Below are 24,655 nucleotides of genomic sequence, written 5' to 3' on the forward strand. Positions count from 1 at the left end.
ACTTTCATTATATAATGGGAGTACATTTACTTACACACGATGAATTGTAAACATTTTTAACGAATTTTGAGGAGAAAATCAATGAAAAAAGCAATGTTAATTATCAACCCTACCTCTGGTGGTGAGAAGGCTTTGGATTACAAAGATAAGCTGGAAAATAAAGCAAAAGAATACTTTGAGCACGTGGAAACCAAAATTACTGAAAAGGCGCTGGATGCCACACATTTTGCTGAGGAAGCTTCTAGTGAGCAGTACGATGCAGTGGTTGTGTTTGGTGGAGATGGGACTGTCAACGAAGTCATTTCGGGTATTGCTGAGAGAGACTACATTCCTAAGTTAGGGATTATCCCAGGAGGTACGGGTAACCTCATTACAAAACTGTTGGAAATCAATCAAGACATCGATGCCGCAATTGATGAACTGGATTTCAACTTAACCAATAAGATTGATATCGGTAAAGCGAATGACAATTATTTTGGTTATATCTTTAGTATCGGTTCTCTGCCTGAGGCGATTCACAATGTGGAGATTGAGGATAAGACAAAATTCGGTATTTTAGCCTATGCTGTAAATACCATGAAGTCTGTCATGACGGATCAGGTTTTTAACATTAAGATTGAGACAGAAAATGGAAATTATGTTGGTGAAGCTAGCCATGTTTTGGTTCTCTTGACAAATTACTTCGCTGATAAGAAAATCTTTGAAGAAAACAAAGACGGCTATGCCAATATTTTGATTCTGAAAGATGCGTCTCTATTCTCCAAATTATCCGTCATTCCTGATTTACTAAAAGGAGATGTTGTCGGCAATGATAATATTGAGTATATCAGAGCGCGTAATATTAAGATCTCTTCAGATAGTGAATTGGAGTCAGATGTTGACGGTGATAAGTCAGATAACCTACCTGTAGAAATCAAGGTACTGGGCCAACATATTGAAGTCTTTTCAAAACCGAAAGAGTAGAAGGTAAAAATTAGTTTATTATTCACAACGAAATTAAGTTCTATATCAACGATTGGAGGAGGAATGAATTCTCTATTTGATGAATTTCGAACAATTTGTTCTCATTTAAACCAAGTTGGAATCACTCCGACGCTCATGGGGTCTTTGGGGTTTGAATACCGATCAAATGAAGAATGGGGGCCGTCTGACATTGACATTCATGTGCCTGGTGACCCTAGAGGTTGGGAAGCACCCGATCATCTCAGAATTTATGAGTGGGATAAGATAATGAAAGTGATGAAACACTTAGGCTATGCCTTAATAGATATTCATGAGCATGAATTCCAAAAAGATGGTCTGAGTGTTGAATTCGGAAGTATCGATTCTTTACCTGATTTTGCTGGAGTTTCGGAATCGGATATAGAGTTGATTCATCTCGAAAACATCACTTTTCGCGTTCCAAGTTTGGAACAGTTTTTAAGTATTTACAAGGCTTCTTCCCAAGATTCTTATCGAAATGAGCACAATAACAATAAGGATTTTAAAAAGATAGAGTGGCTGGAAAGACATTTGTGAATCATCATTTGAAAAGTAGTTGGTTGTAAGACTGGCTGCTTTTTTATTTATAGAACCAAACCACTAGAATCTACGGACAAGCCTTGAAAATAAAATACGAAAGTAGTATACTAGAATCACAATTATGAAAACGTTTGCGTAAAATTTGAATTGGAACTCAAGGAGACAAATTGATGGAATTAAGTGCCATTTACCATAGGCCAGAGTCGGAGTTTGCCTATCTTTATAAGGATAAGAAGCTTCATATTAGGATTCGAACTAAGAAAGGGGACATTGAAAGCATCAACTTGCACTATGGAGACCCTTTTATCTTTATGGAGGAGTTTTATCAGGATACAAAAGAAATGTCCAAAATAACTTCGGCTGCCCTATTTGATTATTGGCAGGTTGAAGTGTCCGTCTACTTTGCACGTATCCAGTATCTCTTTGAACTCAAGGATACAGAAGATCAAAGTATTTTGTATGGTGATAAAGGGTGTGTGGAAAATTCTCTAGAAAATCTTCATGCTATTGGAAACGGATTTAAGTTGCCTTATCTTCATGAGATTGATGCCTGCCAGGTTCCTGACTGGGTTTCAGATACGGTATGGTATCAGATATTTCCTGAGAGATTTGCTAATGGAAATGCTCAATTAAACCCAGAGGGGGCTTTAGACTGGGATTCATCTATCACACCTAAGAGTGATGATTTCTTTGGTGGTGATTTACAGGGGATTATTGACCATCTGGATTATTTGCAAGACTTGGGCATTACTGGACTTTATCTCTGTCCCATCTTTGAATCTACGAGCAATCATAAGTACAATACGACAGATTACTTTGAAATTGACCGTCATTTTGGAGACAAGGAGACCTTTCGGGAGCTGGTCGAGCAAGCTCATCAGCGTGGCATGAAAGTCATGCTGGATGCTGTATTTAATCATATTGGTTCGCAATCTCCTCAATGGCAAGATGTTGTCCAAAATGGTGAACAGTCTGCTTATAAGGATTGGTTTCATATTCAACAATTCCCAGTGACTACTGAAAAACTAGCCAATAAGAGAGAGTTACCCTATCACGCTTTTGGTTTCGAGGACTATATGCCTAAGCTAAATACAGCCAATCCAGAGGTCAAGGATTATCTTTTAAAGGTTGCGACTTATTGGATTGAAGAGTTTGATATTGATGCTTGGCGTTTGGATGTGGCTAATGAGATTGACCATCAGTTTTGGAGGGATTTTCGCAAGGCAGTTTTAGCTAAAAAGCCTGATCTTTATATCCTAGGAGAAGTCTGGCATACATCTCAGCCTTGGCTAAATGGCGATGAGTTCCATGCGGTCATGAATTATCCTTTATCTGATAGTATCAAGGACTATTTCTTACGAGGAATTAAGAAGACAGACCAATTCATCGATGAGATCAATGGCCAATCTATGTATTACAAACAGCAGATTTCAGAAGTGATGTTTAATCTTCTAGATTCGCATGATACAGAACGTATTTTGTGGACGGCAAATGAAGATGTTCAACTGGTCAAATCAGCCCTAGCCTTTCTCTTTTTACAAAAAGGGACACCGTGCATCTATTACGGAACAGAGCTTTCCTTGACCGGAGGACCAGACCCAGATTGTCGTCGTTGTATGCCTTGGGAACGCGTATCAAGAGACAATGATATGCTGAATTTCATGAAGAGGCTGATTAAGATTCGCAAATTCGCGTCAGTAATCATTTCGCATGGCAAGTATAGCCTAAAAAAAATCAAACAAGATGTAGTTGCCTTGGAGTGGAAATATGAAGGACAGTTCCTTAAAGCTATCTTTAACCAATCAACAGAAGATTGTATTGTAGAGAAAGAAGCAGTAGCACTAGCAAGCAATTGCCAAGAATTAGAGAATCAGCTTGTCATCTCTCCAAAAGGATTTGTGATTTTTCATTAAAGAGCAATTAAGAGTGACAGGAAAATTGTAGTATAGAGAGCATTTTACAAACAGACTATTTGTCGTCTTGCTACAATTGGTATATAATTTAACTTAAAGAAAATAGGAGGACTAATCGAATGGAATTAAAAGATTTTACAGAAAAAGAACAGGAAATGATTAAGAAGGGGCTGACGACGTCTAAGATTAGTGACAAGGAAACTGCTGAGAAGATTCTTGCGCTAGTACCACAAGACTTGATTAAGCGCATTCCGTTTTTCGTCAGAAAACATGCTACAACACGTACGATTAAACGCATTTCAATTGAACACCCTGAACTCTACGCTGTAGCTCAAACAAGTGGTGAGATTCCAGAAAAAGAACGCGAAGAATTGCGTCAGATTATCACAACTATCTTTGAACAAAAGATGAACAAGCATAGTATTAAGTAGAGAATGAAAATATATTTTATTGGCGGTTTGGGAAGCAATGTCTATCATAGCAAGGATTTTCTTCAAGAACTAGATTTGCAGATCTGTTTTCTGAATCCATATGAAAGATTTTTTCAAAGCGAATTAGATTTGAAATCATGGTTTAAAAATGAGATTGTAGAGGAAGAATCTATCTGTCTGATAGGTCATTCTCTTGGAGGAGATTTGGCTCGTTATCTCGCATCGGAATTTTATGAAGTGACAAAACTGATTCTTTTGGATGGTGGCTATCTAGATTTAGATAAGAGTTTACCTTTAGATACAGAGTTAGAGGAAACTAAAAACTATATCAAATCTCAAGTTATTTCGGACTTAAATCTTCTTATTTCTAAAGAAAAATCCGAAGCAAAGTATTGGTCAGAAAATATGGAGGAAGCTGTAAGACAGTCCTATCACTGGAATGCGAAGTATAATAGATATGAGTTGGCTATAAATTATGAAAATATAGAAGCGATCCTCCGCCTACGGAGGAAAATCCAAGCTTTTAAGAGAGAAGTGGGAGATACCTTGTTTATTAGTCCTCGCTATCCTAATGAAGCTACATGGAGAGAGGAAGCCCTAAAAGAATTGCCAGACTATTTTGATACTATTCTTCTAGAGAACTTTGGCCATGAGCTTTATACTGAAGCACCTAAAGAAATCGCTAGTCTAATTAATGAGTGGTTCTCTTATTCTCACTAGGATATTGAACAAATCATCATAATTAATATATAGTTGATTGGAATAAGATATGAACAAATTGATTAGGAATATCAAATTAATTTGGGCTTTTTGTCAACTATAGTAGGTTGAAGTCAGCTAAGATCTAGAAAGGACAAATTTCGTCCTTTCTTTTTCTATTCAGGGAGCTTAAAGGGCTATCATCGGACAAAATAGAGAAGGCATGATATAATATAAAGTAGATTTCTATGTAATTAAATAAGAACTGTTTGAACACCATTCATTTGAAAACTCTCTATGTTCAAACAATAGTAAAATGAAATAGGGGCTCTAAACCCTTGCTACGAAAGGAAAAAACTCAATGGCTACTATTCAATGGTTTCCTGGTCACATGTCTAAAGCGCGTCGACAGGTGCAGGAGAATTTAAAATTTGTTGATTTTGTGACGATTTTGGTGGATGCACGCTTACCTCTGTCTAGTCAAAATCCTATGTTGACTAAGATTGTTGGTGACAAACCAAAACTCTTGATTTTAAACAAGGCGGACTTGGCTGACCCAGCAATGACCAAGGAATGGCGTCAATATTTTGAATCACAAGGAATCCAGACGTTAGCTATCAACTCCAAAGAGCAAATGACTGTAAAAGTTGTAACAGATGCGGCCAAAAAACTTATGGCTGATAAGATTGTTCGCCAGAAAGAACGTGGTATCAAGATTGAAACCTTGCGTACCATGATTATCGGGATTCCAAATGCTGGTAAATCCACTCTCATGAACCGTTTGGCTGGTAAGAAAATTGCCGTTGTCGGCAACAAACCAGGTGTTACCAAGGGACAACAATGGCTCAAAACCAATAAAGACCTGGAAATCTTGGATACACCGGGGATTCTCTGGCCTAAGTTTGAGGATGAAACTGTTGCGCTTAAGTTGGCCTTGACTGGAGCTATTAAAGACCAGTTGCTTCCTATGGACGAGGTAACCATTTTGGGTCTGAATTATTTCAAAGAACATTATCCAGAAAAGCTGGCTGAACGCTTCAAACAAATGAAAATTGAGGAAGAAGCGCCTGTTATTATTATGGATATGACACGTGCCCTCGGTTTCCGAGACGACTACGACCGCTTTTACAGTCTCTTTGTGAAGGAAGTCCGTGATGGCAAACTTGGTAACTATACCTTAGATACATTGGAAGACCTCGATGGCGACGATTAAAGAAATCAAAGAACTCCTCACAACAATCAAGGATATAGAAAGCCCTATTTTTTTAGAGCTTGAAAAGGATAATCGCTCTGGAGTTCAAAAGGAAATCAGCAAGCGTAAAAAAGCTATTCAGGCAGAATTGGATGAGGATTTTCGTTTGGAATCCATGCTTTCCTACGAAAAGGAACTGTATAAGCAAGGATTGACCTTGATAGCAGGTGTTGACGAGGTTGGTCGTGGTCCTCTGGCTGGGCCTGTAGTCGCTGCAGCTGTTATTTTACCTCAAAATTGTAAGATTAAAGGTCTCAACGACAGTAAGAAAATTCCAAAAAAGAAACATTTGGAGATTTTCCAAGCCGTTCAGGACCAAGCTTTGTCAATCGGCATTGGTATCATGGACAATCATATCATCGACCAAGTCAATATCTATGAAGCAACCAAACTGGCCATGCAGGAAGCAATCTCCCAGCTCAGTCCTCAACCTGAGCACCTTTTGATAGATGCCATGAAACTGGATTTACCAATTTCACAAACATCTATCATCAAAGGAGATGCTAATTCCCTTTCAATTGCAGCAGCTTCTATAGTAGCCAAGGTGACACGTGATGAATTGATGAAGGAATACGACCAGCAGTTTCCTGGCTATGATTTTACTGCTAATGCAGGATATGGAACAGCCAAACACCTGGAAGGCCTCACAAAACTAGGAGTTACCCCAATTCACCGAACCAGCTTTGAACCCGTTAAATCACTGGTTTTAGGAGAAAAAGAAAGTTAAGTTAGAAGGAATGATTATGGAGGAACAGTCAGAAACACTCAGCTCCAAGAAAGAATTTGCCTTTGCCTCAAGTACCATATTATCCCAAGTTGGGCGAGGCATCATCGTGGGTCTCGTCGTCGGACTCATCGTCGGATCTTTTCGGTTTTTAATCGAAAAAGGCTTCCACCTGATACAAGGACTTTATCAAGATCAAGCGCACCTAGTGCGCAATCTTTTTATCATTGGTCTATTTTATTTAATAGTTTGTTGGCTCAGTGCGAAATTAACTCGATCTGAAAAAGATATCAAAGGCTCAGGAATTCCTCAAGTTGAAGCCGAATTAAAGGGATTGATGACTCTCAACTGGTGGGGAATTCTTTGGAAAAAATATATTCTAGGAATTCTTGCTATTGCAAGTGGCCTTCTGCTGGGGCGTGAAGGACCAAGTATTCAGCTTGGAGCAGTCGGTGGTAAAGGAATTGCCAAATGGCTCAAATCCAGTCCAGTAGAGGAACGCTCCCTGATTGCTAGTGGAGCTGCCGCTGGTCTAGCTGCGGCCTTTAATGCACCGATTGCAGGACTTCTCTTTGTGGTAGAAGAAGTTTATCACCATTTTTCACGCTTTTTCTGGGTATCTACTCTCGCAGCTAGTCTCGTAGCAAATTTTGTTTCTCTGCTCATATTTGGCCTAACACCCGTACTGGATATGCCAGATAATATCCCTCTCATGACCCTAGATCAGTATTGGATTTACCTCCTCATGGGAATTTTTCTGGGTCTTTCCGGTTTTCTCTATGAGAAGGCTGTACTCAATGTCGGTAGAGTTTATGATTGGCTTGGTCAAAAAATCCATTTGGATAGAGCTTATTACCCAATTTTTGCCTTTATTCTCATCCTACCAGTCGGAATCTTCTTACCCCAAATCCTTGGTGGTGGAAATCAGCTGGTTCTTTCCCTAACTGAGCAAGATTTTAGTTTCCAAGTTCTATTAGTTTACTTTTTGATTCGCTTTGTTTGGAGCATGATTAGTTATGGAAGTGGCCTTCCAGGAGGAATTTTCCTACCAATTTTGGCGCTTGGTTCATTGCTTGGAGCTCTAGTTGGTGTCATTTGTGTCAATCTTGGACTTGTCAGTCAAGAGCAGTTTCCTATATTTGTCATTCTAGGAATGAGTGGCTATTTTGGAGCAATATCCAAGGCTCCCTTAACTGCTATGATACTCGTAACTGAGATGGTAGGAGATATTCGCAACCTCATGCCACTTGGATTAGTAACCCTAGTTGCCTACATCATCATGGATCTGCTCAAGGGTGCGCCAGTCTATGAGGCTATGTTGGAAAAAATGCTGCCAGAAGAAGCGACAGATGAAGGAGAAGTCACTCTCATTGAAATCCCTGTTTCAGATAAAATAGCAGGAAAACAAGTACACGAACTCAACTTGCCACATAACGTACTCATCACCACACAAGTCCATAATGGCAAGAGCCAAACAGTTAACGGCTCAACCAGAATGTATCTCGGTGATATGATTCACCTAGTTATTCCAAAAAGTGAAATTGGGAAAGTAAAAGATTTATTGTTGTAGGAGTTTTTCACATAATTTATATTACGTAAAAAAGTTGGCTTGATTTATTTAGAAAACCGATTCTCAGCAATGGAATCGAGTCTGGGATAAAAGTCTAACCTTAAATATAAAAAGCGAACAAAACAAGTTGTCTGACACTCATGATTCTGTTTTGTTCGCTTTTTTGTCTAATCGATCGATTTTAAAAACTTATAATAAAGAATTCCTGAAATCAAAATCTTTTTGTCCCAGACTCCTCTTTTTTAATATACTATTTCCTCCAAAATCATTGAAATTATAGCTTGAATTTGATATGATGGTCTTATGGATAAAAGTAGAGCAAAGCGTGAGAATCACGATAAGATAAGAATGAGTCTAATAGCCCTAGTAGCTATCTTCTCAGTAAGTATTTGTGTCCTTGGTTCAATAATTGGATATAAAATATACACAAAACAAAGTTTTGAACAAAAGATTGAATCGCTCAAAAAAGAGAAAGATGATCAATTGAGTGAGGGAAATCAGAAGGATCATTTTCGTAAGGGACAAGCAGAAGTAATTGCCTATTATCCTCTCCAAGGGGAGCAAGTGATTTCGTCTATAAAGGGAATTATGACACAGGATATTAAAGACAATCTAGAGGATAAGGAAAATCTGGTTTTTTATTATACGGAGAAACAGGATTCGACTTTAAAAGGGATTGTCAACCGAGGTGTGATGAAACAAGTCTATGATTTAACTTCTTCAAAAGTTGAAGAGACTGAAAAAACTAGTCTAGCGAAAGTGCATTTGACAGAAGACGGTAAACCTTTTACCCTTGATCAATTATTTTCAGATGCTAGTAAAGCCAAAGAGCAGCTGTTAAAAGAAATCACCTCTTTCTTACAGGATAAGAAATTGGAGCATGAAAAGGTCGATCAGATTGTTAAAGGTTTGTCTGACCAAGACTTATCTGCATGGAATTTTGATTACAAGGATAGCCAAATTCTTATTTATCCGAGTCAGCCTGTTGAAAATCTGGATGAGATTGCCTTGCCGGTATCTAGTTTCTTTGAAGTTATTCAGTCCTCTTATTTATTAGATAAGGACGCAGAACTATATAAGGCTTATTATGAAAAGAAAAATCGTAAAGTAGTAGCCTTGACTTTTGATGATGGACCAAATCCTACGACGACAAATCAAGCATTAGATACTCTTTCTAAGTATGGTATCAAGGCAACTTTCTTTGTTTTAGGTAAGAATGTTTCTGGCAATGAAGATATTTTGAAACGCATGAAAGCAGATGGCCATGTCATTGGAAACCATAGTTGGAGTCATCCAGTGCTTTCAAAACTTTCGCTTGATGAAGCTAAAAAACAAATTACTGATACGGAGGATGCGCTAACTAAGGTGTTGGGTTCTAGCTCTAAACTTATGCGTCCCCCTTATGGAGCTATTACAGACGACATTCGCAAAAGCTTAGATTTGAGCTTTATTATGTGGGATGTAGATAGTCTGGACTGGAAGAGTAAAAATGAAGCATCTATTTTGACAGAAATTCAGCGTGAAGTCAAGAATGGTTCTATTATTCTCATGCATGATATCCATGCTGAAACAGTGAATGCTTTACCAAAGGTTATTGACTACTTGAAAGGGCAAGGTTATGACTTTGTAACAATTCCAGATTTGTTAGATACTCGTCTTAAACCTCACCAGCTCTATTACGACCGTGACCAATAATACACAAAATCTAAAGAGATAAGTTTTCTTTGAGAATTTGTTTCTTTGGATTTTCTTCTCATAGAAAGGAAAAATAATGAAATCTTATATTTTAAATAATGACGTTACAATTCCAGTTCTAGGATTTGGAACCTGGAAAGCTGAAAATGGAGAGATTGCCTATCAAGCTGTACTAGAGGCTTTAAAGGCAGGCTATCGCCATATCGATACAGCAGCTATTTATAAAAATGAAGAAAGCGTTGGTCGTGCTATTCAAGATAGTGGAGTACCGCGTGAGGAAATTTTTGTAACCAGTAAATTGTGGAATACAAACCACACCTATGAGCAAGCTCGTCAGGCTTTTGAAGAGTCTTTAGAGAAGCTGGGCTTGGAATATTTGGATTTGTATTTGATTCATTGGCCAAATCCAAAACCGCTCAGAGAAAATAACAACTGGAAAATCCGAAATGCGGAAGTTTGGAGAGCTATAGAAGACCTCTATCAAGAAGGCAAAATCCGTGCTATTGGAGTTAGTAATTTCCTTCCCCATCATTTGGATGCCTTGCTTGACACAGCAACTATCGTTCCAGCGGTCAATCAAGTTCGTTTGGCTCCAGGTGTATATCAAGAGGAAGTCGTAGATTACTGTCGAGAAAAAGGAATTTTATTGGAAGCTTGGGGACCTTTTGGTCAGGGAGAACTATTTGATAGTAAGGAAGTCCAAGAAATCGCAGCAAATCATGGAAAGTCTGTTGCTCAGATAGCCTTGGCCTGGAGCTTAGCAGAAGGATTTTTACCACTTCCGAAATCTGTCACGGCATCTCGTATTCAGGCTAATCTTGATTGTTTCGGAATTGAGCTGAGCTACGAGGAGCGTGAAACCTTAAAAGCGATTGCTGTTCAGTCTGGTGCTCCACGAGTTGATGATATGGATTTCTAGAAAATCATAAAAAGAATTGTACATTCTTCTAATTTTTGATATAATAGTCTGCAGGAAAGAAAGTCTTATCGCGTTCTTCAAGCGAGCTTGGGATAGTGGGAGCCAAGTAGAGCAAAATAAAGTGCTGGCGCTTTCTGTAGTATTTTCAAAAACAATGAAGTAATAAATTAGGGTGGAACCGCGTTTCTGACGCCCCTAGTCGCAAGGCTTGGGTGTTGAAATTCGGTTCTTTTTGAATTCGTCTAATGCCTAAGTAGAAAGGAGCATCATGCTTAAAGGATCTTGTTTATGTAAAGCAGTGACCTACACTCTAGATGAGGAATTATCGGAATTAGTTTTTTGTCATTGCTCATTCTGTCGGAAAGCAACTGCGTCTGCCTATACAGTTAATGCTAAAGTTAGCAGTGAAAAGCTAGTATTGCATGGAAAAGAAAAGCTTGTTTCATATAGTTCTTCTCCAGGAAAACAGCGTTATTACTGCCAGAACTGTCATAGTCAAATTTTCACTGTTCAAGAAAATATACCAGAAGTCTGTGCTTTGAAATTAGGTACAATAGATGAATGCGATCAGAATTTACAAACTGTTCCTAAACGTCATATTTTTCAGGACCCAGCCTTTTCTTGGTTGCTTGATAAATAAATCTAAGAAGATAATATAAACTAAAGGAGTATTCAATGTCTAAGAAATTAACATTTTACTGCGTCAGTGGCAGAGACCTCCTTACAGTCGGGCTACCCCACACTCAGCACTAGAGTGCCTGAGCTAGACGTAGTACTAACTCGTCTTGCCTCGTATGATCGACGAGGCAGACTTGTGTCGCAAGTAATTTATATAAAAAGGAGTAAACAATGTCTAAAAAATTGACTTTCCAGGAAATCATCCTTACTTTGCAACAATTTTGGAATGACCAAGGTTGTATGCTTATGCAGGCTTATGACAACGAAAAAGGTGCGGGAACCATGAGTCCTTACACTTTCCTTCGTGCTATCGGACCTGAGCCATGGAATGCAGCGTATGTAGAGCCATCACGTCGTCCTGCTGACGGTCGTTACGGAGAAAATCCTAACCGTCTTTACCAACACCACCAATTCCAAGTGGTCATGAAGCCATCTCCATCAAACATCCAAGAACTTTACCTTGAGTCTTTGGAAAAATTGGGAATCAATCCTTTGGAACATGATATTCGTTTCGTTGAGGATAACTGGGAAAATCCATCTACTGGTTCAGCTGGTCTTGGTTGGGAAGTTTGGCTTGATGGGATGGAAATCACCCAGTTCACATATTTCCAACAAGTAGGTGGATTGGCAACTGGCCCTGTGACTGCGGAAGTTACCTATGGTTTGGAGCGTTTGGCTTCTTATATTCAGGAAGTGGATTCTGTCTATGATATCGAATGGGCTGATGGTGTAAAATACGGAGAAATCTTCATCCAGCCTGAGTACGAACACTCAAAATATTCATTTGAAATTTCGGACCAAGAAATGTTGCTGGAAAACTTTGATAAGTTTGAAAAAGAAGCTGGTCGTGCCTTGGAAGAAGGCTTGGTTCACCCTGCCTATGATTATGTTCTCAAATGTTCACACACCTTTAACTTGCTTGACGCGCGTGGTGCCGTATCTGTAACCGAACGCGCAGGCTATATCGCTCGTATCCGTAACTTGGCCCGTATCGTAGCCAAAACCTTTGTCGCAGAACGCAAGCGCTTAGGCTACCCACTTTTGGATGAAGCAACACGAGCTAAACTCTTAGCAGAAGACGCAGAATAGTGAGTAATACTGTGCTCTAAAATCGTTAAAGGCAAGTCAAAGACTTGCTAGAGGGATATGCACCGCCGTACTGTTATGTGGGGATTTTTGAAACCTTGGGTTCAAAAATCAGTCAGCTAAATCCACTTTGATGAGACTGTTGGAAATCTTGATCAATTTTGCATTAGATTTTCATACAGACTCACAAAGTTAGTTAGCTACGTCCCCAGTACCTAAGGTGCATATCAAAAAAGATTGAAGAAAATGTAAAGGAAAAAACATGACAAAAAACTTATTAGTAGAACTCGGTCTTGAAGAATTACCAGCCTATGTTGTCACACCAAGTGAAAAACAACTAGGCGAAAAAATGGCAGCCTTCCTTAAGGAAAATCGCTTGTCTTTTGAAGCTATTCAAACCTTCTCAACACCACGTCGTTTGGCTGTTCGTGTGACTGGTCTTACAGACAAACAATCTGATTTGACAGAAGATTTCAAGGGACCAGCAAAGAAAATTGCCTTGGATAGCGATGGAAACTTCACCAAAGCAGCTCAAGGATTTGTTCGTGGAAAAGGATTGACTGTTGAAGATATCGAATTCCGTGAAATCAAGGGTGAAGAATATGTCTATGTCACTAAGGAAGAAGTTGGTCAAGCAGTTGAAGCAATTGTTCCTGGTGTTGTAGATGTCTTGAAGTCATTGACTTTCCCTGTCAGCATGCACTGGGCTAACAACACCTTTGAATACATCCGCCCTGTTCACACTTTAACTGTTCTTTTAGATGAAGAAGAGTTTGATTTGGATTTCCTTGATATTAAGGGAGGGCGTGTGAGCCGTGGCCATCGTTTCTTGGGAAAAGAAACTAAGATTCAGTCAGCATTGAGCTATGAAGAAGATCTTCGTAAGCAGTTTGTAATCGCGGATCCACGTGAACGTGAGCAAATGATTGTTGACCAAATCAAGGCAATCGAAGTTGAACATGGTGTACGCATCGAAATTGATGCGGATTTGCTTAATGAAGTCCTGAACTTGGTAGAATATCCAACTGCCTTTATGGGAAGCTTTGATGCCAAATACCTTGAAGTTCCAGAAGAAGTCTTGGTGACTTCGATGAAGGAACACCAACGTTACTTTGTTGTTCGTGATCAAGATGGCAAACTCTTGCCAAACTTCATTTCTGTTCGTAACGGAAACGCAGAGTATTTGGAAAATGTCATTAAAGGAAATGAAAAAGTCTTAGTAGCTCGCTTAGAAGACGGTGAATTCTTCTGGCGTGAAGACCAAAAATTGGTGATTTCAGACCTTGTTGAAAAATTAAACAATGTCACCTTCCATGAGAAAATTGGTTCCCTTCGTGAACACATGATTCGTACGAGTCAAATCGCTGTACTTTTGGCAGAAAAAGCTGGCTTGTCAGTGGATGAAACAGTTGACCTAGCTCGTGCAGCAGCCATTTACAAGTTTGACTTGTTGACAGGGATGGTTGGTGAGTTTGACGAACTCCAAGGAATTATGGGGGAGAAATATGCCCTTCTTGCTGGGGAAACTCCAGCAGTGGCAGCTGCTATTCGTGAACACTACATGCCTACATCAGCCGAAGGAGAACTTCCAGAGAGCAAGGTTGGAGCCATTCTAGCTATTGCAGACAAATTGGATACGATTTTGAGTTTCTTCTCAGTAGGCTTGATTCCATCAGGTTCAAATGACCCTTATGCCCTTCGTCGCGCGACGCAAGGTGTGGTTCGTATCTTGGATGCCTTTGGTTGGCACATTGCTATGGATGAGTTGATTGATAGCCTTTATGCTTTGAAATTTGACAGCTTGACTTATGAAAATAAGACAGAGGTTATAGACTTTATCAAGGCTCGTGTTGATAAGATGATGGGCTCTACTCCAAAAGATATTAAGGAAGCAGTACTTGCAAGTTCGAACTTTGTTGTGGCGGATATGTTGGAAGCAGCAAGTGCTCTTGTAGAAGCAAGTAAGGAAGAAGACTTCAAACCTTCTGTTGAATCACTTTCTCGTGCCTTTAACTTGGCTGAGAAGGTAGAAGGAGTAGCTACAGTTGATTCAGCTCTCTTTGAGAACGACCAAGAAAAAGCCTTGGCGGAAGCAGTAGAAAGACTTGTTTTATCAGGTTCTGCAAGTCAGCAATTGAAACAACTCTTTGCGCTTAGTCCAGTTATTGATGCTTTCTTTGAGAATACCATGGTAATGGCAGAAGATCAGGCTGTCCGTCAAAATCGTTTGGCTATCTTGTCTCATTTAACTCAAAAAGCAGCTAAACTTGCTCGTTTTAACCAAATTAACACTAAATAAAATTTGATAAACGGACTTTATCTTATCACAAAGGAGAAGAAATGGATCAGAAAAAAATTGATCGTATCAACGAGCTTGCTAAAAAGAAAAAAGCAGAAGGCTTGACACCAGAAGAAAAAGTGGAACAAGCTAAACTACGTGAGGAGTACATCGAAGGTTATCGTCGCTCTGTTCGTCACCACATTGAGGGAATCAAAATTGTGGATGAAGAAGGAAACGATGTTACGCCAGAAAAACTACGTCAAGTCCAACGTGAAAAAGGTTTACATGGTCGTAGTCTTGATGACCCAAATTCATAATAATATTCTTTCTTTTAGCAAAGATAGATGAAATAATAACCAAAAGACTATCATACATAAATGAGATGCACCTCAAAAGTTAGAGCTAGAAAATCTAACTTTTGAGGTGTTTTTATTTGAAAAAAGACAGTAAAAAAGCGCAAAAAATCAATTCCTGTGCTAGCGTGTAATTGAAATTTTTTAGTTTTGGCGTTAGAACTGTTTCCTCAGTCCTAGCCCCTTCTCTTTTTGATAAGTATGCTTGATGGAGAGTAGTTTGTAAATGATTCTGAGAATCTTATGAGCATAAGAAATGACGGCTTTCATCTTGCTTACTCTTTGGGAAATTCGATTGTAAAAAGAAGAAAAAGCTGGATCCTTGGAATGTGCTGCAATTAATCCCGACATGGTCAAAGCCTGTTTTATTTAGCGATTTCCTTGCGTGATGTGTGAGGATTTTTTAATGCCAGCACTATAGGCTAAACATCTTTTTCTGTCATGAGTTAGCAGGCTTTGCCTGCTTAGAGTTTTACATATGCTCCTATTTTCGTTATAGCTAACTTTAATTCTCATTTATTAAGTATACCTAAGTTTTATGTTTAAATTTTGTATAGAAAAGCTGTACCTCTTAATAAAGCTATGTTTACGCTTTCAATCAACCCTCGTTTATGATACTATTATGGTAATAGAAAAAATTCTTAGTTCGCTAAAGACCTTTATTCGAGATTCAGAGGAAATAGAAATTTTATCCATTAAAAATACGTTTCATAAGTTACTTACTTGATATTAATAGAATTCCAATATTGTATAATTAAATCAAAGATGACACTGGAATCAGGAGGATTTATTATGGTTAATAATGTAGCTGTTAAAGTCTCAAATCTTTCAAAAGAGTTTTTGTTAGGACAAGACAAAACTGTTTCTATTTTGAAAGATATTTCTTTATCTGTCAATTATGGAGATTTTGTATCAATACTTGGTGTCAGTGGTTCTGGAAAGTCTACTTTGCTAAGTTGCTTATCAAGTTTATCTGAACCAACAAGTGGCGAAGTTGTTATCAATGGTGTAAATCCATACACCTTAAAAGAAGGGAAGCTTGCTCAATTTAGAAGGCAAGATATTGCAATAATTTTTCAAAACTATAATCTGGTACCCGCTCTACCTGTACTAGAAAATGTTACACTTCCTCTGAGACTCTCAGGAAAGAGTGTTGATAGCAATAAAGTAAAAAAAATGTTGGATAGTTTGAATTTTAAAGCAGAACTATCATCATTAGTTGCTACCTTATCAGGTGGAGAACAGCAAAAAGTGGCTATTACTCGTGCAATAATAGCTGATAGTAAAATTATTTTTGCTGATGAGCCAACAGGAGCTCTGGACAGCGTCTCAAGAAAACTTATTTTTGAAACACTTCGTAATTTAGCGAGTCAAGGAAAATGTGTTTTTATGGTTACTCATGATATTGAGTTGGCTTCAAAAACTGACAGAGCACTGATTTTAAAAGACGGAAAAATATCTCAACAAATTATTAAACCTTCAGCTGATGAGCTCTACCAAGCACTTGAAAGTAGTAAAGATTAATTTGAGGAGGATTTATTATGCTAAAATTAATCATTTACCAATTTCAGTACTCAAAAAGACAATGGTTAGGAACAATACCATTACTATTTGTATCAAGCCTGATTGTTGGAACATCTTTATTTGGTATTGCTAGTTCAATCAAGACTGCTAATATTAACGCTTCACAACTTTTTCAAATGCTAATAATTTTTGGCGGGACTACTCTATTTTTCCTTATTTCAAATAATATAAGACTGCTAATAGATATCTTTAAAAAGGATTACCAATTGTGGGCTATCTTAGGCGCAAGCAGAACTCAGCTATCTTTATTAGTATCTGGACAGTTTTATTTAATGGCAGTGATTGTTAGTAGTATTGGTACAATACTTTCATTTATCATGGCAGATAGTTACTACAAATTTTTACAAAATTTATTAGGAAGAGATGAGTTACCTGATTTAGTTATTACAGCCAACATTCAATCAATTTTATTGAGTGTTTTCATAGTCCCAACAATTGTCGGGATAGGGGCTTACTTTTATTCAAGTCGAATACTTAAAATATCATCAATATTAAAACCAAAAAAGAAAAAAAGAAAAGTTACAGTAGCTGGATTTGTTAACATCTCTGTTCGTTTATTCCTATGGTTACTATGTATAGGTTCTATTGTTTCAGCAGGTTTTATCAGAAACAAAGAAATAATTGAAAAACAGTCAAGCATAGTATTATTTTTATTAATTATTCACATCCTTATTATTCAATCACTATCTCCATCAATTCAAATGTTTCTAATAAAATTTTTAATGAGGATATTTCCAACTGAAAATTATGTAGTTAATACAGGCTTTTGGAATCTACTATCCAATCCTAGCTATTTGAAAAGTATACAAACTTCAATGAGCATGGGAGTAACTCTCATTTCTGGGTTTATTCTTTACACCCAAAATATGTATTCATTCATGAATACAGCAAACGGAGTAAACGAAGCAAGAGCTTCTTTTATTGCTTATATGTCTGCTCCAATTATTCTGATTATTACTAGTTCTATTTCTCTTACAATTTTATCCTCTAATAAAGATATTGAAGACATTAAACAGTTAAAGACACTGGGAGTGTCAAGATTACAACTTTTTAAAATACGTATAGGCGAGGCAATAATACATTCGGTGTTAATTTTATTAGTGTCAGTAATTTTCAATTTAATTATTTTAATTTTAGTTAGCCTTATTGGCCAATTTTTAGGCCGTAGTTTAGTAGATATATCAGGTTTCTGGCAACCGAGTCTTATAGTTATTTCTTTGTTAGTTATTTTTTATAGTATTACAAAGGGATTTTATTTATTTCAAGATAGATAAATTGGAATAGTTACTGATTCAAAAGAATACAAACACGTTTCAATCATGACTTCCATTATAAAAACCTCCTGTTAACTATTTGAATAATAGAACAAGAGGCTACTAGTAAGATATTTTCATGCTCAAGGCATATTAGAGTTATTTCACGACTCTTGTTCATCCAGTTTTTTGTAGAGGCTAGGAAAAGCCCTATTAAACACTATGGATTGGTATTGTTCATCTTCATTATAAGATAAACTTCTTTTTCTGTCATGAGTTAGCAGGCTCTGCCTGCTTAGAGTTTTTTATGAACTTGGTTTGCTTTTTAAAACACGCGATACACGTAGGGATTTTCTGGTTTATCGACTTTGGTAAAGCTGTCGATTTCCAAGGTTGGGAGGTTTTGTTTGAGTTCTTTATGGTAGTGATTGACTAGTTTTCCTTTGGCTGTAATCCAGGTGTTATTTTCATACTGACGGGTATTTCCCTTGGTCAGCAATCCATAGACACCAGAATCTGCGATACAGTGAATAATGCCGAAGCGGAACAGAAATTGACTATTGGCATGACTGGGGTCATTGTAGACAAAACCTGTGAACTGGACTGTCTTGCCCTCAAATTCATCTGGATAGTCGTAGATAGCCTCCATGACTTCCATATAGTTTTCGTTGGTGATCTGAATACTATCTTGGGACAAGTATTTATCCGCCGCCGTACGCATTTCCTTTTCATAGGCTGATTTTGAAAAATAAGAACTGGTATCTGGTTTCAAATATTGGCTTGTCGTACCTTCACTTGTCTGAATGGCTTGATCCGTGCCTTCTGATAAGGGGAAATGATAGCCTTTGGCTGAAACGGTCTGAGAATCCAAGCTAACAGTTGGAAAAGTTAAACCGACGACAATTGGAATGGTCAGAAGAGCAATACTCGTTACCTTCGCTAATCGGCTGTTCAGATGACTATGGGTTTTGACTTGCTTCATCCAGATATACAATTGAACGATTGCCAAGATAAAGGAAAGCACCATGGAAATATAGGCAAGATAGGAATAGTGCATGTTGATGTACTGGTTTAATTTGCCTGACAGATGGAGATAAATGGTCAGTTCAAAATAGCCAGCTAAAACTAAAAATCGAATCATAGGATGACTCCAATCAAGAGAGAATACACTAAGACGACAAGAGTCACAATCATAATGAAGTGACTGATAAATCGTGCCTTCAAGTAATTTTTCATCATGAGAATATTTTTAATATCCAGCATTGGGCCAATCACCAGAAAGGCCAGAACTGGTGCCAAACCGAAACTAGAGAGTAGAGAAGCACCGATAAAGGCATCCGCCTCACTGCAGAGAGAGAGAAGAAAGGCCAAAAGCATCAAGAGCAGGATGGCAAAAAGAGGGGTTGCGCTGATAGAGGTCAGAATCCGAGTTGGAACGTAGACCTGTATCATAGAAGCAAAGAGACAGCCAAATACCAAATAACGCCCCGTATCAAAAAACTCATCAATGGCCTGCACAAAAACCTGAAAAACCTTTTTTGCAGAGCTCAAATGAGAAAAATCATGCTCATGACAGGCCAACCGATTTTCTTTTTGAATCGGTTCTTGCCAGAAAAATCCCAGAAAAATCCCAAGTATAACAGCTACTACAATGGAACCTAGAGCTCGTAACAGGGCGACATGGAAGGAATTGCCAAAGGCAGAATAGGTCGCAAAGAGAACAATAGGATTGATAACAGGCGCTGTTACGAGAAAGGGAACAGCCGTGTAACTGGGAACCTTCTTTTCCAGAAAACGATTGATAATGGGGACGATTCCACATTCACAAGAAGGGAAAAGCATCCCGACAAAGGTCCCAAAAAAGATTCTCCCCCAACGATTTCGAGGGAGAAAATGATAAACCTTTTCAGGTGTGATATAAACCTCAATCAGCCCTGAAACAATACTTCCTATCAGAACGAAGGGTAGGGCTTCAATGATAATAGAGAGAAAAATAGCCCCAGTCTGAAGCACACTAGACGGGAGTTGTTGGAAAGCAGTCATCTAGTTTTTCTTTTCTGCTTTGGCTTTTTTCTCTTTGTCATCAGGAAAAGTGACTTGTTTCAAATCAGGGAGTTTCGCAAACTCTTCAAACATTTTGTCCAAGTCGTCTCGTTTTGTAAATTTTACAGCCATAGGTGTACCTCGATTCTAAATTCTACCTCTATTATACTATTATTTTAAGGAAAAGGGAAAAGTTAAAATTGAGTATCTAACGAATAATAGAGCTTTATAAATCCTGATTAAGTCTGGTAGATTGAGAAAGTTTGACAAAAAAGTAGATAGTGCTAGAATAACGTTAACGAAAGACATTTGAGGGCAGAAAGGTTCCTGCCGCACCTTGAAAAAGGTATCTGAGATGCTGGGTACACCGAGCAGCCAAGTGTCCGTTATTTCAAATGAGGGAGCTTAAATGCTCCTTTTTTGTTTAAAAATTTCAAAAAAGATTATCCCCACCGTAAGCTCAGGTTTGCGATTTTTTATTTGCTCTGAAAATTGATTCGTTAACTTCAATAAATAGCTTTATAAAGCGTTTTGTAAAAAATAAAAACAGTGCAATTAATCACTGATCCTTTTGTAAACTATTAGAATTAAATTGCAACCTTCTCAATGAATAGAATATTGAAATGAAGTAAATTTATTTCCCAACTTATGTTTTAAAATTGTAAGAGCTAATTTGAAACGTTTAGCTTGTGGTATAATAGATTCATGGATAAAAAATATGAAAAAATCTCCCAGGATTTGGGAGTGACGTTAAAGCAAATTGATACCGTTCTAAGTTTGACAGCTGAAGGGGCTACTATTCCCTTTATCGCACGTTATCGCAAGGACATGACTGGTAGTTTGGATGAGGTGGCGATTAAGGCCATTATCGACTTGGATAAAAGTCTGACCAATCTCAATGACCGCAAGGAAGCTGTCTTGGCTAAGATTCAAGAACAAGGCAAGTTGACCAAGGAGTTGGAAGAAGCTATCTTAGCTGCTGAAAAATTAGCAGACGTAGAAGAACTCTATCTTCCATACAAGGAAAAACGTCGGACCAAGGCAACTATTGCTCGTGAAGCTGGACTCTTCCCTCTTGCTCGCTTGATTTTGCAGAATGTAGCTGGCTTAGATAAAGAAGCTGAAAAGTTTGTCTGTGAAGGATTTGCGACTGGTAAGGAGGCCTTGGCTGGTGCAGTTGATATCTTGGTCGAAGCCTTATCGGAAGATGTCAATTTACGCGCTCTAACTTATCAAGAGGTGCTGAGACACTCTAAACTCACTTCTCAAGTCAAGGATGAAAGTCTTGATGAAAAGCAGGTTTTTCAGATTTATTATGATTTTTCAGAGACGGTTGGAACTATGCAGGGTTATCGTACCTTAGCCCTCAATCGTGGTGAGAAATTAGGTATCTTGAAGGTCAGTTTTGAACATGCAACAGATCGTATTCTAGCATTCTTTGCTGCTCGTTTTAAGGTAAAAAATACCTATATTGATGAAGTAGTTCAGCAATCTGTTAAGAAAAAAGTCTTGCCTGCTATCGAGCGCCGTATTCGGACAGAATTAACTGAAAAGGCAGAAGAGGGAGCTATTCAACTCTTTTCTGACAATCTGCGCAATCTGCTCTTGGTTGCTCCGCTGAAAGGGCGCGTGGTTCTTGGATTTGATCCTGCCTTTCGAACAGGTGCCAAGCTAGCTGTCGTGGATGCAACAGGAAAAATGCTGACAACTCAGGTCATTTATCCTGTCAAACCAGCATCAGCTCGTCAAATCGAAGAAGCAAAGAAAGATTTGGCAGATTTGATTGGTCAATACAGTGTAGAAATTATTGCCATCGGAAATGGGACGGCCAGTCGTGAAAGTGAAGCCTTTGTGGCGGAAGTTCTTAAAGATTTTCCTGAGGTTAGTTATGTCATTGTCAATGAAAGCGGTGCTTCTGTCTATTCTGCCAGTGAACTTGCTCGTCAGGAGTTTCCAGATTTGACAGTTGAAAAACGCTCTGCGATCTCTATCGCTCGTCGTTTGCAAGACCCCCTTGCTGAATTGGTCAAAATCGATCCAAAGTCAATTGGTGTCGGTCAGTACCAGCACGATGTCAGCCAGAAGAAATTGTCTGACAGTCTGGACTTTGTCGTGGATACGGTTGTTAACCAAGTCGGTGTCAACATCAATACAGCCAGTCCTGCTCTTCTTTCACACGTAGCTGGACTCAATAAAACCATTTCTGAAAATATTGTCAAATACCGTGAGGAGGAAGGAAAAATCACTTCACGAGCTCAAATTAAGAAGGTTCCGCGTCTGGGGGCCAAGGCCTTTGAACAGGCAGCTGGTTTCCTTCGTATCCCTGAAAGTAGCAATATCCTTGATAATACAGGAGTTCACCCAGAAAATTACGCTGCCGTTAAGGAACTCTTCAAACGTTTGGACATTACAGACTTGAATGAAGAAGCCCAAGGCAAACTCAAGTCCCTTTCAGTCAAAGATATGGCGCAAGAGCTAGACCTTGGTCCCGAAACTCTTAAAGATATCATTGCAGATCTTCTCAAACCAGGTCGAGATTTCCGTGATTCCTTTGATGCACCTGTGCTTCGCCAAGATGTCCTAGATATCAAAGACTTAGTGGTTGGTCAGAAGCTAGAAGGTGTGGTGCGTAACGTCGTTGACTTCGGTGCCTTCGTTGATATTGGAATTCACGAGGATGGTTTGATTCATATTTCCCACATGAGTCGCAAATTTATTAAACACCCTAGTCAAGTGGTATCCGTTGGTGATTTGGTGACAGTCTGGGTTAAGAAAATTGATACTGAACGTGAAAAAGTCAATCTGTCGCTCCTCGCTCCAAATGAAACTGACTGATTACGTTAAGCAGGTTTCACTAGAAGACTTCGGCAGACATTTTATCCATCATGTCCAGTGGAATAGGCGTCTACGTTCGACAGGTGGGCGATTTTTTCCAAAAGATGGGCATTTGGATTTTAATCCCAAGGTTTATCAGGAACTGGGTCTGGATGTTTTTAGGAAAATTGTCCGACATGAACTCTGTCATTATCACCTCTATCATTATCACCTCTATTTTCAAGGGAAGGGCTATCAACACAAGGATCGGGATTTTAAGGAACTTTTGAAAGCAGTGGATGGATTACGCTTTGTACCAACCTTGCCAAATAGCAACTCCAAGCCAATCAAGCTTTATCGATGTCAATTCTGCCAGCAAAGGTATCAGCGCAAGAGAAGGATTGATACCAAACGCTATCGCTGTGGACTTTGTCGAGGTAAATTGCTTCTGATAAATCAGCCTGAGGACTGATGAAAGCCGAGCCTACCCGTGATATACTATGTCTAACCTAGCAGAAAGAGGAAAAATCATGAACAGTAAATTTTATAAAATGAGACGAAATCGCATGATTTCAGGAGTTTTGGCAGGTTTGTCAGACAAGTGGAACTTTGATGTTACCCTTGTTCGTTTCTTGTTTGCCATTTTTACAGTTGCAAACTTTGGACTTGGCGTGATTATCTATATCATCCTAGCTTCTATCATGCCTACCAAGGAAGAAATCGAAGCAGAAATGTACGGAACAGGCCCACGTAAACGCAAAGAAGCCCAAGCCATTGACGATAATGAAGGCTGGTTTTGGTGAGGTTCTACAAAAGATTAAGAATAAGCAAAAAGCTTTAAATCAATAGTCTAAACTGCTTGATTTAAAGCTTTTTTACTTTTAATAATATTTCGCCAGTCTCATCTGTAAACTAAAAATATTATTTTGAACTTAGATTTCTAATCTGATTTTTCATGCTGAGACAATACATTTTTTGATAAATGATGGATACTGATAACAACTGATAGCCAGCAAATAGCATAAGCAGTAGCTGTAAATTGTGTACCGATAAAGTGTGTCTTTTCAACTAAGAGCTGACCGATGAATGGAGAGAGGAGATAGAGAAGTCCGATGAGTATATGTTCTTTGTGTTTCATTAAAAATGAACTCTCCCTTCATGATATACATATTTATAGTGATTATAAACGTAGGAACCTCCCAAATTTACGCTAGCGCTTTCTCCTATTCCAATATTCAGTCCTCCGCTTAAAGTTGTAGTACCGTTATCAAAGAAATCTCCATTAATTATATAGAATATTCTATCAGCCTGTTCTAAATTGACATACAATGAACCAGAAAACTGTTTTGACATTCCATTATAATTTCTATTTATTTCTGTTCTTAATATTCTTATAATACCATGATAAGTTCCATATTCGCTTGTTTCGCAGTAGAAAGAAATAGATGGTTTATAGGAGTTTGTAACAGTTATTTGAGTAGAAATTGTTCTATATGTCTGTGAAGAGCGTTCGTATAAATTTATACCAAGTAAATCTGATGCTTGTTCCAATGTGATATCATAATCAGTCGCGTATTGATTCACAAGTTGTTGAGCTGTCATAGTTTCGCTCACTATTGTATTAGTATCATCTGCAAAAACAGATGAATAGAAAAATAGTGAAAGGATAGCAAAAAAAGTAATCAAGATTTTTTTCATAATATCCACACTTTCTGGAAAAGAGCTAAAATAAATTTTTAGTAGAAATATTTTGGTAATAAAGTGATAGTTAAAATAAGCTTACTCAAATTATAGTTTCCGATTTTTTCTCCTTTCTAAAGTAAGCCCTTTCATAATTAT

The 24,655-nt window shown here is 38.2% G+C and carries 24 protein-coding genes; 19 read left to right on the plus strand and 5 right to left on the minus strand.

What is annotated here, in order from left to right:
* The first annotated feature begins 81 nt into the window (after nucleotides 1-81).
* From KV696_RS01470 to KV696_RS01545, 16 genes are all read left to right on the plus strand, one after another.
* On the plus strand, nucleotides 82-963 hold the full coding sequence (locus KV696_RS01470; protein WP_219966653.1) for a diacylglycerol/lipid kinase family protein: 882 nt from the start codon (nucleotides 82-84) through the stop codon (nucleotides 961-963).
* Nucleotides 964-1,026: 63 nt separating this feature from the next.
* Nucleotides 1,027-1,518, plus strand: a complete 492-nt coding sequence (locus KV696_RS01475) for a phosphoribosylanthranilate isomerase (protein ID WP_023942513.1) — start codon at nucleotides 1,027-1,029, stop codon at nucleotides 1,516-1,518.
* Between the two features lie 173 nt (nucleotides 1,519-1,691).
* On the plus strand, nucleotides 1,692-3,434 hold the full coding sequence (locus KV696_RS01480) for a glycoside hydrolase family 13 protein (RefSeq protein WP_219966654.1): 1,743 nt from the start codon (nucleotides 1,692-1,694) through the stop codon (nucleotides 3,432-3,434).
* A gap of 119 nt (nucleotides 3,435-3,553) precedes the next feature.
* On the plus strand, nucleotides 3,554-3,865 hold the full coding sequence (locus KV696_RS01485; RefSeq protein ID WP_000420558.1) for a hypothetical protein: 312 nt from the start codon (nucleotides 3,554-3,556) through the stop codon (nucleotides 3,863-3,865).
* A gap of 3 nt (nucleotides 3,866-3,868) precedes the next feature.
* A complete protein-coding gene (locus KV696_RS01490; protein ID WP_033677160.1) occupies nucleotides 3,869-4,585 on the plus strand; it encodes an alpha/beta hydrolase in 717 nt (238 codons plus the stop codon).
* Between the two features lie 340 nt (nucleotides 4,586-4,925).
* Nucleotides 4,926-5,777, plus strand: a complete 852-nt coding sequence (ylqF, locus tag KV696_RS01495) for a ribosome biogenesis GTPase YlqF (protein WP_219966655.1) — start codon at nucleotides 4,926-4,928, stop codon at nucleotides 5,775-5,777.
* Nucleotides 5,764-6,543: a ribonuclease HII gene (locus KV696_RS01500; RefSeq protein ID WP_219966656.1), complete on the plus strand. Its 780-nt coding sequence runs from the start codon at nucleotides 5,764-5,766 to the stop codon at nucleotides 6,541-6,543. Before ylqF ends, KV696_RS01500 begins: the two co-directional genes overlap by 14 nt.
* A gap of 16 nt (nucleotides 6,544-6,559) precedes the next feature.
* Complete coding sequence (locus KV696_RS01505) at nucleotides 6,560-8,110, plus strand: ClC family H(+)/Cl(-) exchange transporter (protein WP_219966657.1); 1,551 nt, start codon at nucleotides 6,560-6,562, stop codon at nucleotides 8,108-8,110.
* Between the two features lie 303 nt (nucleotides 8,111-8,413).
* The gene (pgdA, locus tag KV696_RS01510; RefSeq protein WP_219966658.1) at nucleotides 8,414-9,805 is read left to right on the plus strand and encodes a peptidoglycan-N-acetylglucosamine deacetylase PgdA; all 1,392 of its coding nucleotides are present in this window, start codon (nucleotides 8,414-8,416) and stop codon (nucleotides 9,803-9,805) included.
* Between the two features lie 76 nt (nucleotides 9,806-9,881).
* Complete coding sequence (locus KV696_RS01515) at nucleotides 9,882-10,724, plus strand: aldo/keto reductase (RefSeq protein ID WP_219966659.1); 843 nt, start codon at nucleotides 9,882-9,884, stop codon at nucleotides 10,722-10,724.
* Nucleotides 10,725-10,992: 268 nt separating this feature from the next.
* The gene (locus KV696_RS01520; RefSeq protein ID WP_000912012.1) at nucleotides 10,993-11,364 is read left to right on the plus strand and encodes a GFA family protein; all 372 of its coding nucleotides are present in this window, start codon (nucleotides 10,993-10,995) and stop codon (nucleotides 11,362-11,364) included.
* 209 nt (nucleotides 11,365-11,573) lie between these two features.
* A complete protein-coding gene (gene glyQ, locus KV696_RS01525) occupies nucleotides 11,574-12,491 on the plus strand; it encodes a glycine--tRNA ligase subunit alpha (protein ID WP_023941248.1) in 918 nt (305 codons plus the stop codon).
* A 259-nt stretch (nucleotides 12,492-12,750) separates the two neighbouring features.
* A complete protein-coding gene (gene glyS / locus KV696_RS01530; protein WP_219966660.1) occupies nucleotides 12,751-14,787 on the plus strand; it encodes a glycine--tRNA ligase subunit beta in 2,037 nt (678 codons plus the stop codon).
* Between the two features lie 41 nt (nucleotides 14,788-14,828).
* Nucleotides 14,829-15,086, plus strand: coding sequence for a DUF896 family protein (locus KV696_RS01535; RefSeq protein ID WP_000372163.1), 258 nt, complete (start codon nucleotides 14,829-14,831; stop codon nucleotides 15,084-15,086).
* 828 nt (nucleotides 15,087-15,914) lie between these two features.
* Nucleotides 15,915-16,646, plus strand: coding sequence for an ABC transporter ATP-binding protein (locus tag KV696_RS01540; RefSeq protein WP_023942496.1), 732 nt, complete (start codon nucleotides 15,915-15,917; stop codon nucleotides 16,644-16,646).
* Nucleotides 16,647-16,663: 17 nt separating this feature from the next.
* Nucleotides 16,664-17,980 carry a beta-carotene 15,15'-monooxygenase gene (locus tag KV696_RS01545; protein WP_023942494.1) on the plus strand — a complete coding sequence of 439 codons (1,317 nt, stop codon included), beginning with the start codon at nucleotides 16,664-16,666 and terminating at the stop codon, nucleotides 17,978-17,980.
* Nucleotides 17,981-18,284: 304 nt separating this feature from the next.
* On the opposite strand, the gene KV696_RS01550 is transcribed toward KV696_RS01545, so the two are convergent.
* Genes KV696_RS01550 through KV696_RS09955 form a run of 3 tightly spaced genes read right to left on the minus strand, consistent with a single transcriptional unit; the run spans nucleotide 18,285 to nucleotide 20,134 of the window.
* Nucleotides 18,285-19,100 (minus strand): TIGR03943 family putative permease subunit, encoded by an 816-nt coding sequence (locus KV696_RS01550; protein ID WP_023942492.1) that lies wholly within the window; start codon nucleotides 19,098-19,100, stop codon nucleotides 18,285-18,287.
* The gene (locus KV696_RS01555; RefSeq protein WP_023942490.1) at nucleotides 19,097-20,002 is read right to left on the minus strand and encodes a permease; all 906 of its coding nucleotides are present in this window, start codon (nucleotides 20,000-20,002) and stop codon (nucleotides 19,097-19,099) included. The genes KV696_RS01550 and KV696_RS01555 overlap by 4 nt, the downstream gene beginning before the upstream one ends.
* Complete coding sequence (locus KV696_RS09955; protein WP_000268685.1) at nucleotides 20,003-20,134, minus strand: SPJ_0845 family protein; 132 nt, start codon at nucleotides 20,132-20,134, stop codon at nucleotides 20,003-20,005.
* Nucleotides 20,135-20,707: 573 nt separating this feature from the next.
* On the opposite strand from KV696_RS09955, the gene KV696_RS01560 reads away from it, so the two are divergent.
* From KV696_RS01560 to KV696_RS01570, 3 genes are read left to right on the plus strand one after another with little or no spacing between them, the layout of a single operon-like run.
* On the plus strand, nucleotides 20,708-22,837 hold the full coding sequence (locus KV696_RS01560; RefSeq protein ID WP_219966661.1) for a Tex family protein: 2,130 nt from the start codon (nucleotides 20,708-20,710) through the stop codon (nucleotides 22,835-22,837).
* The gene (locus KV696_RS01565; protein WP_219966662.1) at nucleotides 22,824-23,288 is read left to right on the plus strand and encodes a SprT family protein; all 465 of its coding nucleotides are present in this window, start codon (nucleotides 22,824-22,826) and stop codon (nucleotides 23,286-23,288) included. Before KV696_RS01560 ends, KV696_RS01565 begins: the two co-directional genes overlap by 14 nt.
* A 58-nt stretch (nucleotides 23,289-23,346) precedes the next feature.
* Entirely contained in the window at nucleotides 23,347-23,619 is a 273-nt protein-coding gene (locus KV696_RS01570) for a PspC domain-containing protein (RefSeq protein ID WP_001085044.1), read from the plus strand.
* Nucleotides 23,620-23,756: 137 nt separating this feature from the next.
* Here KV696_RS01570 and KV696_RS01575 read toward each other — a convergent pair whose 3' ends face one another.
* Nucleotides 23,757-23,954, minus strand: coding sequence for a hypothetical protein (locus KV696_RS01575; protein WP_049511549.1), 198 nt, complete (start codon nucleotides 23,952-23,954; stop codon nucleotides 23,757-23,759).
* On the minus strand, nucleotides 23,954-24,514 hold the full coding sequence (locus tag KV696_RS01580; protein ID WP_219966663.1) for a hypothetical protein: 561 nt from the start codon (nucleotides 24,512-24,514) through the stop codon (nucleotides 23,954-23,956). The genes KV696_RS01575 and KV696_RS01580 overlap by 1 nt, the downstream gene beginning before the upstream one ends.
* Between the last annotated feature and the right edge of the window lie 141 nt (nucleotides 24,515-24,655).

The organism is Streptococcus humanilactis, assembly GCF_019448275.1.
In the GTDB taxonomy this organism is placed as follows: domain Bacteria; phylum Bacillota; class Bacilli; order Lactobacillales; family Streptococcaceae; genus Streptococcus; species Streptococcus humanilactis.

Excerpts from the sequence above, each read along its gene's own strand:
- KV696_RS01470 (WP_219966653.1), top strand. The coding sequence starts at position 82 with ATGAAAAAAGCAATGTTAATTATCAACCCTACCTCTGGTGGTGAGAAG.
- KV696_RS01475 (WP_023942513.1), top strand. The coding sequence starts at position 1,027 with ATGAATTCTCTATTTGATGAATTTCGAACAATTTGTTCTCATTTAAAC.
- KV696_RS01480 (WP_219966654.1), top strand. The coding sequence starts at position 1,692 with ATGGAATTAAGTGCCATTTACCATAGGCCAGAGTCGGAGTTTGCCTAT.
- KV696_RS01485 (WP_000420558.1), top strand. The coding sequence starts at position 3,554 with ATGGAATTAAAAGATTTTACAGAAAAAGAACAGGAAATGATTAAGAAG.
- KV696_RS01490 (WP_033677160.1), top strand. The coding sequence starts at position 3,869 with ATGAAAATATATTTTATTGGCGGTTTGGGAAGCAATGTCTATCATAGC.
- ylqF (WP_219966655.1), top strand. The coding sequence starts at position 4,926 with ATGGCTACTATTCAATGGTTTCCTGGTCACATGTCTAAAGCGCGTCGA.
- KV696_RS01500 (WP_219966656.1), top strand. The coding sequence starts at position 5,764 with ATGGCGACGATTAAAGAAATCAAAGAACTCCTCACAACAATCAAGGAT.
- KV696_RS01505 (WP_219966657.1), top strand. The coding sequence starts at position 6,560 with ATGGAGGAACAGTCAGAAACACTCAGCTCCAAGAAAGAATTTGCCTTT.
- pgdA (WP_219966658.1), top strand. The coding sequence starts at position 8,414 with ATGGATAAAAGTAGAGCAAAGCGTGAGAATCACGATAAGATAAGAATG.
- KV696_RS01515 (WP_219966659.1), top strand. The coding sequence starts at position 9,882 with ATGAAATCTTATATTTTAAATAATGACGTTACAATTCCAGTTCTAGGA.
- KV696_RS01520 (WP_000912012.1), top strand. The coding sequence starts at position 10,993 with ATGCTTAAAGGATCTTGTTTATGTAAAGCAGTGACCTACACTCTAGAT.
- glyQ (WP_023941248.1), top strand. The coding sequence starts at position 11,574 with ATGTCTAAAAAATTGACTTTCCAGGAAATCATCCTTACTTTGCAACAA.
- glyS (WP_219966660.1), top strand. The coding sequence starts at position 12,751 with ATGACAAAAAACTTATTAGTAGAACTCGGTCTTGAAGAATTACCAGCC.
- KV696_RS01535 (WP_000372163.1), top strand. The coding sequence starts at position 14,829 with ATGGATCAGAAAAAAATTGATCGTATCAACGAGCTTGCTAAAAAGAAA.
- KV696_RS01540 (WP_023942496.1), top strand. The coding sequence starts at position 15,915 with ATGGTTAATAATGTAGCTGTTAAAGTCTCAAATCTTTCAAAAGAGTTT.
- KV696_RS01545 (WP_023942494.1), top strand. The coding sequence starts at position 16,664 with ATGCTAAAATTAATCATTTACCAATTTCAGTACTCAAAAAGACAATGG.
- KV696_RS01550 (WP_023942492.1), bottom strand. The coding sequence starts at position 19,100 with ATGATTCGATTTTTAGTTTTAGCTGGCTATTTTGAACTGACCATTTAT.
- KV696_RS01555 (WP_023942490.1), bottom strand. The coding sequence starts at position 20,002 with ATGACTGCTTTCCAACAACTCCCGTCTAGTGTGCTTCAGACTGGGGCT.
- KV696_RS09955 (WP_000268685.1), bottom strand. The coding sequence starts at position 20,134 with ATGGCTGTAAAATTTACAAAACGAGACGACTTGGACAAAATGTTTGAA.
- KV696_RS01560 (WP_219966661.1), top strand. The coding sequence starts at position 20,708 with ATGGATAAAAAATATGAAAAAATCTCCCAGGATTTGGGAGTGACGTTA.
- KV696_RS01565 (WP_219966662.1), top strand. The coding sequence starts at position 22,824 with ATGAAACTGACTGATTACGTTAAGCAGGTTTCACTAGAAGACTTCGGC.
- KV696_RS01570 (WP_001085044.1), top strand. The coding sequence starts at position 23,347 with ATGAACAGTAAATTTTATAAAATGAGACGAAATCGCATGATTTCAGGA.
- KV696_RS01575 (WP_049511549.1), bottom strand. The coding sequence starts at position 23,954 with ATGAAACACAAAGAACATATACTCATCGGACTTCTCTATCTCCTCTCT.
- KV696_RS01580 (WP_219966663.1), bottom strand. The coding sequence starts at position 24,514 with ATGAAAAAAATCTTGATTACTTTTTTTGCTATCCTTTCACTATTTTTC.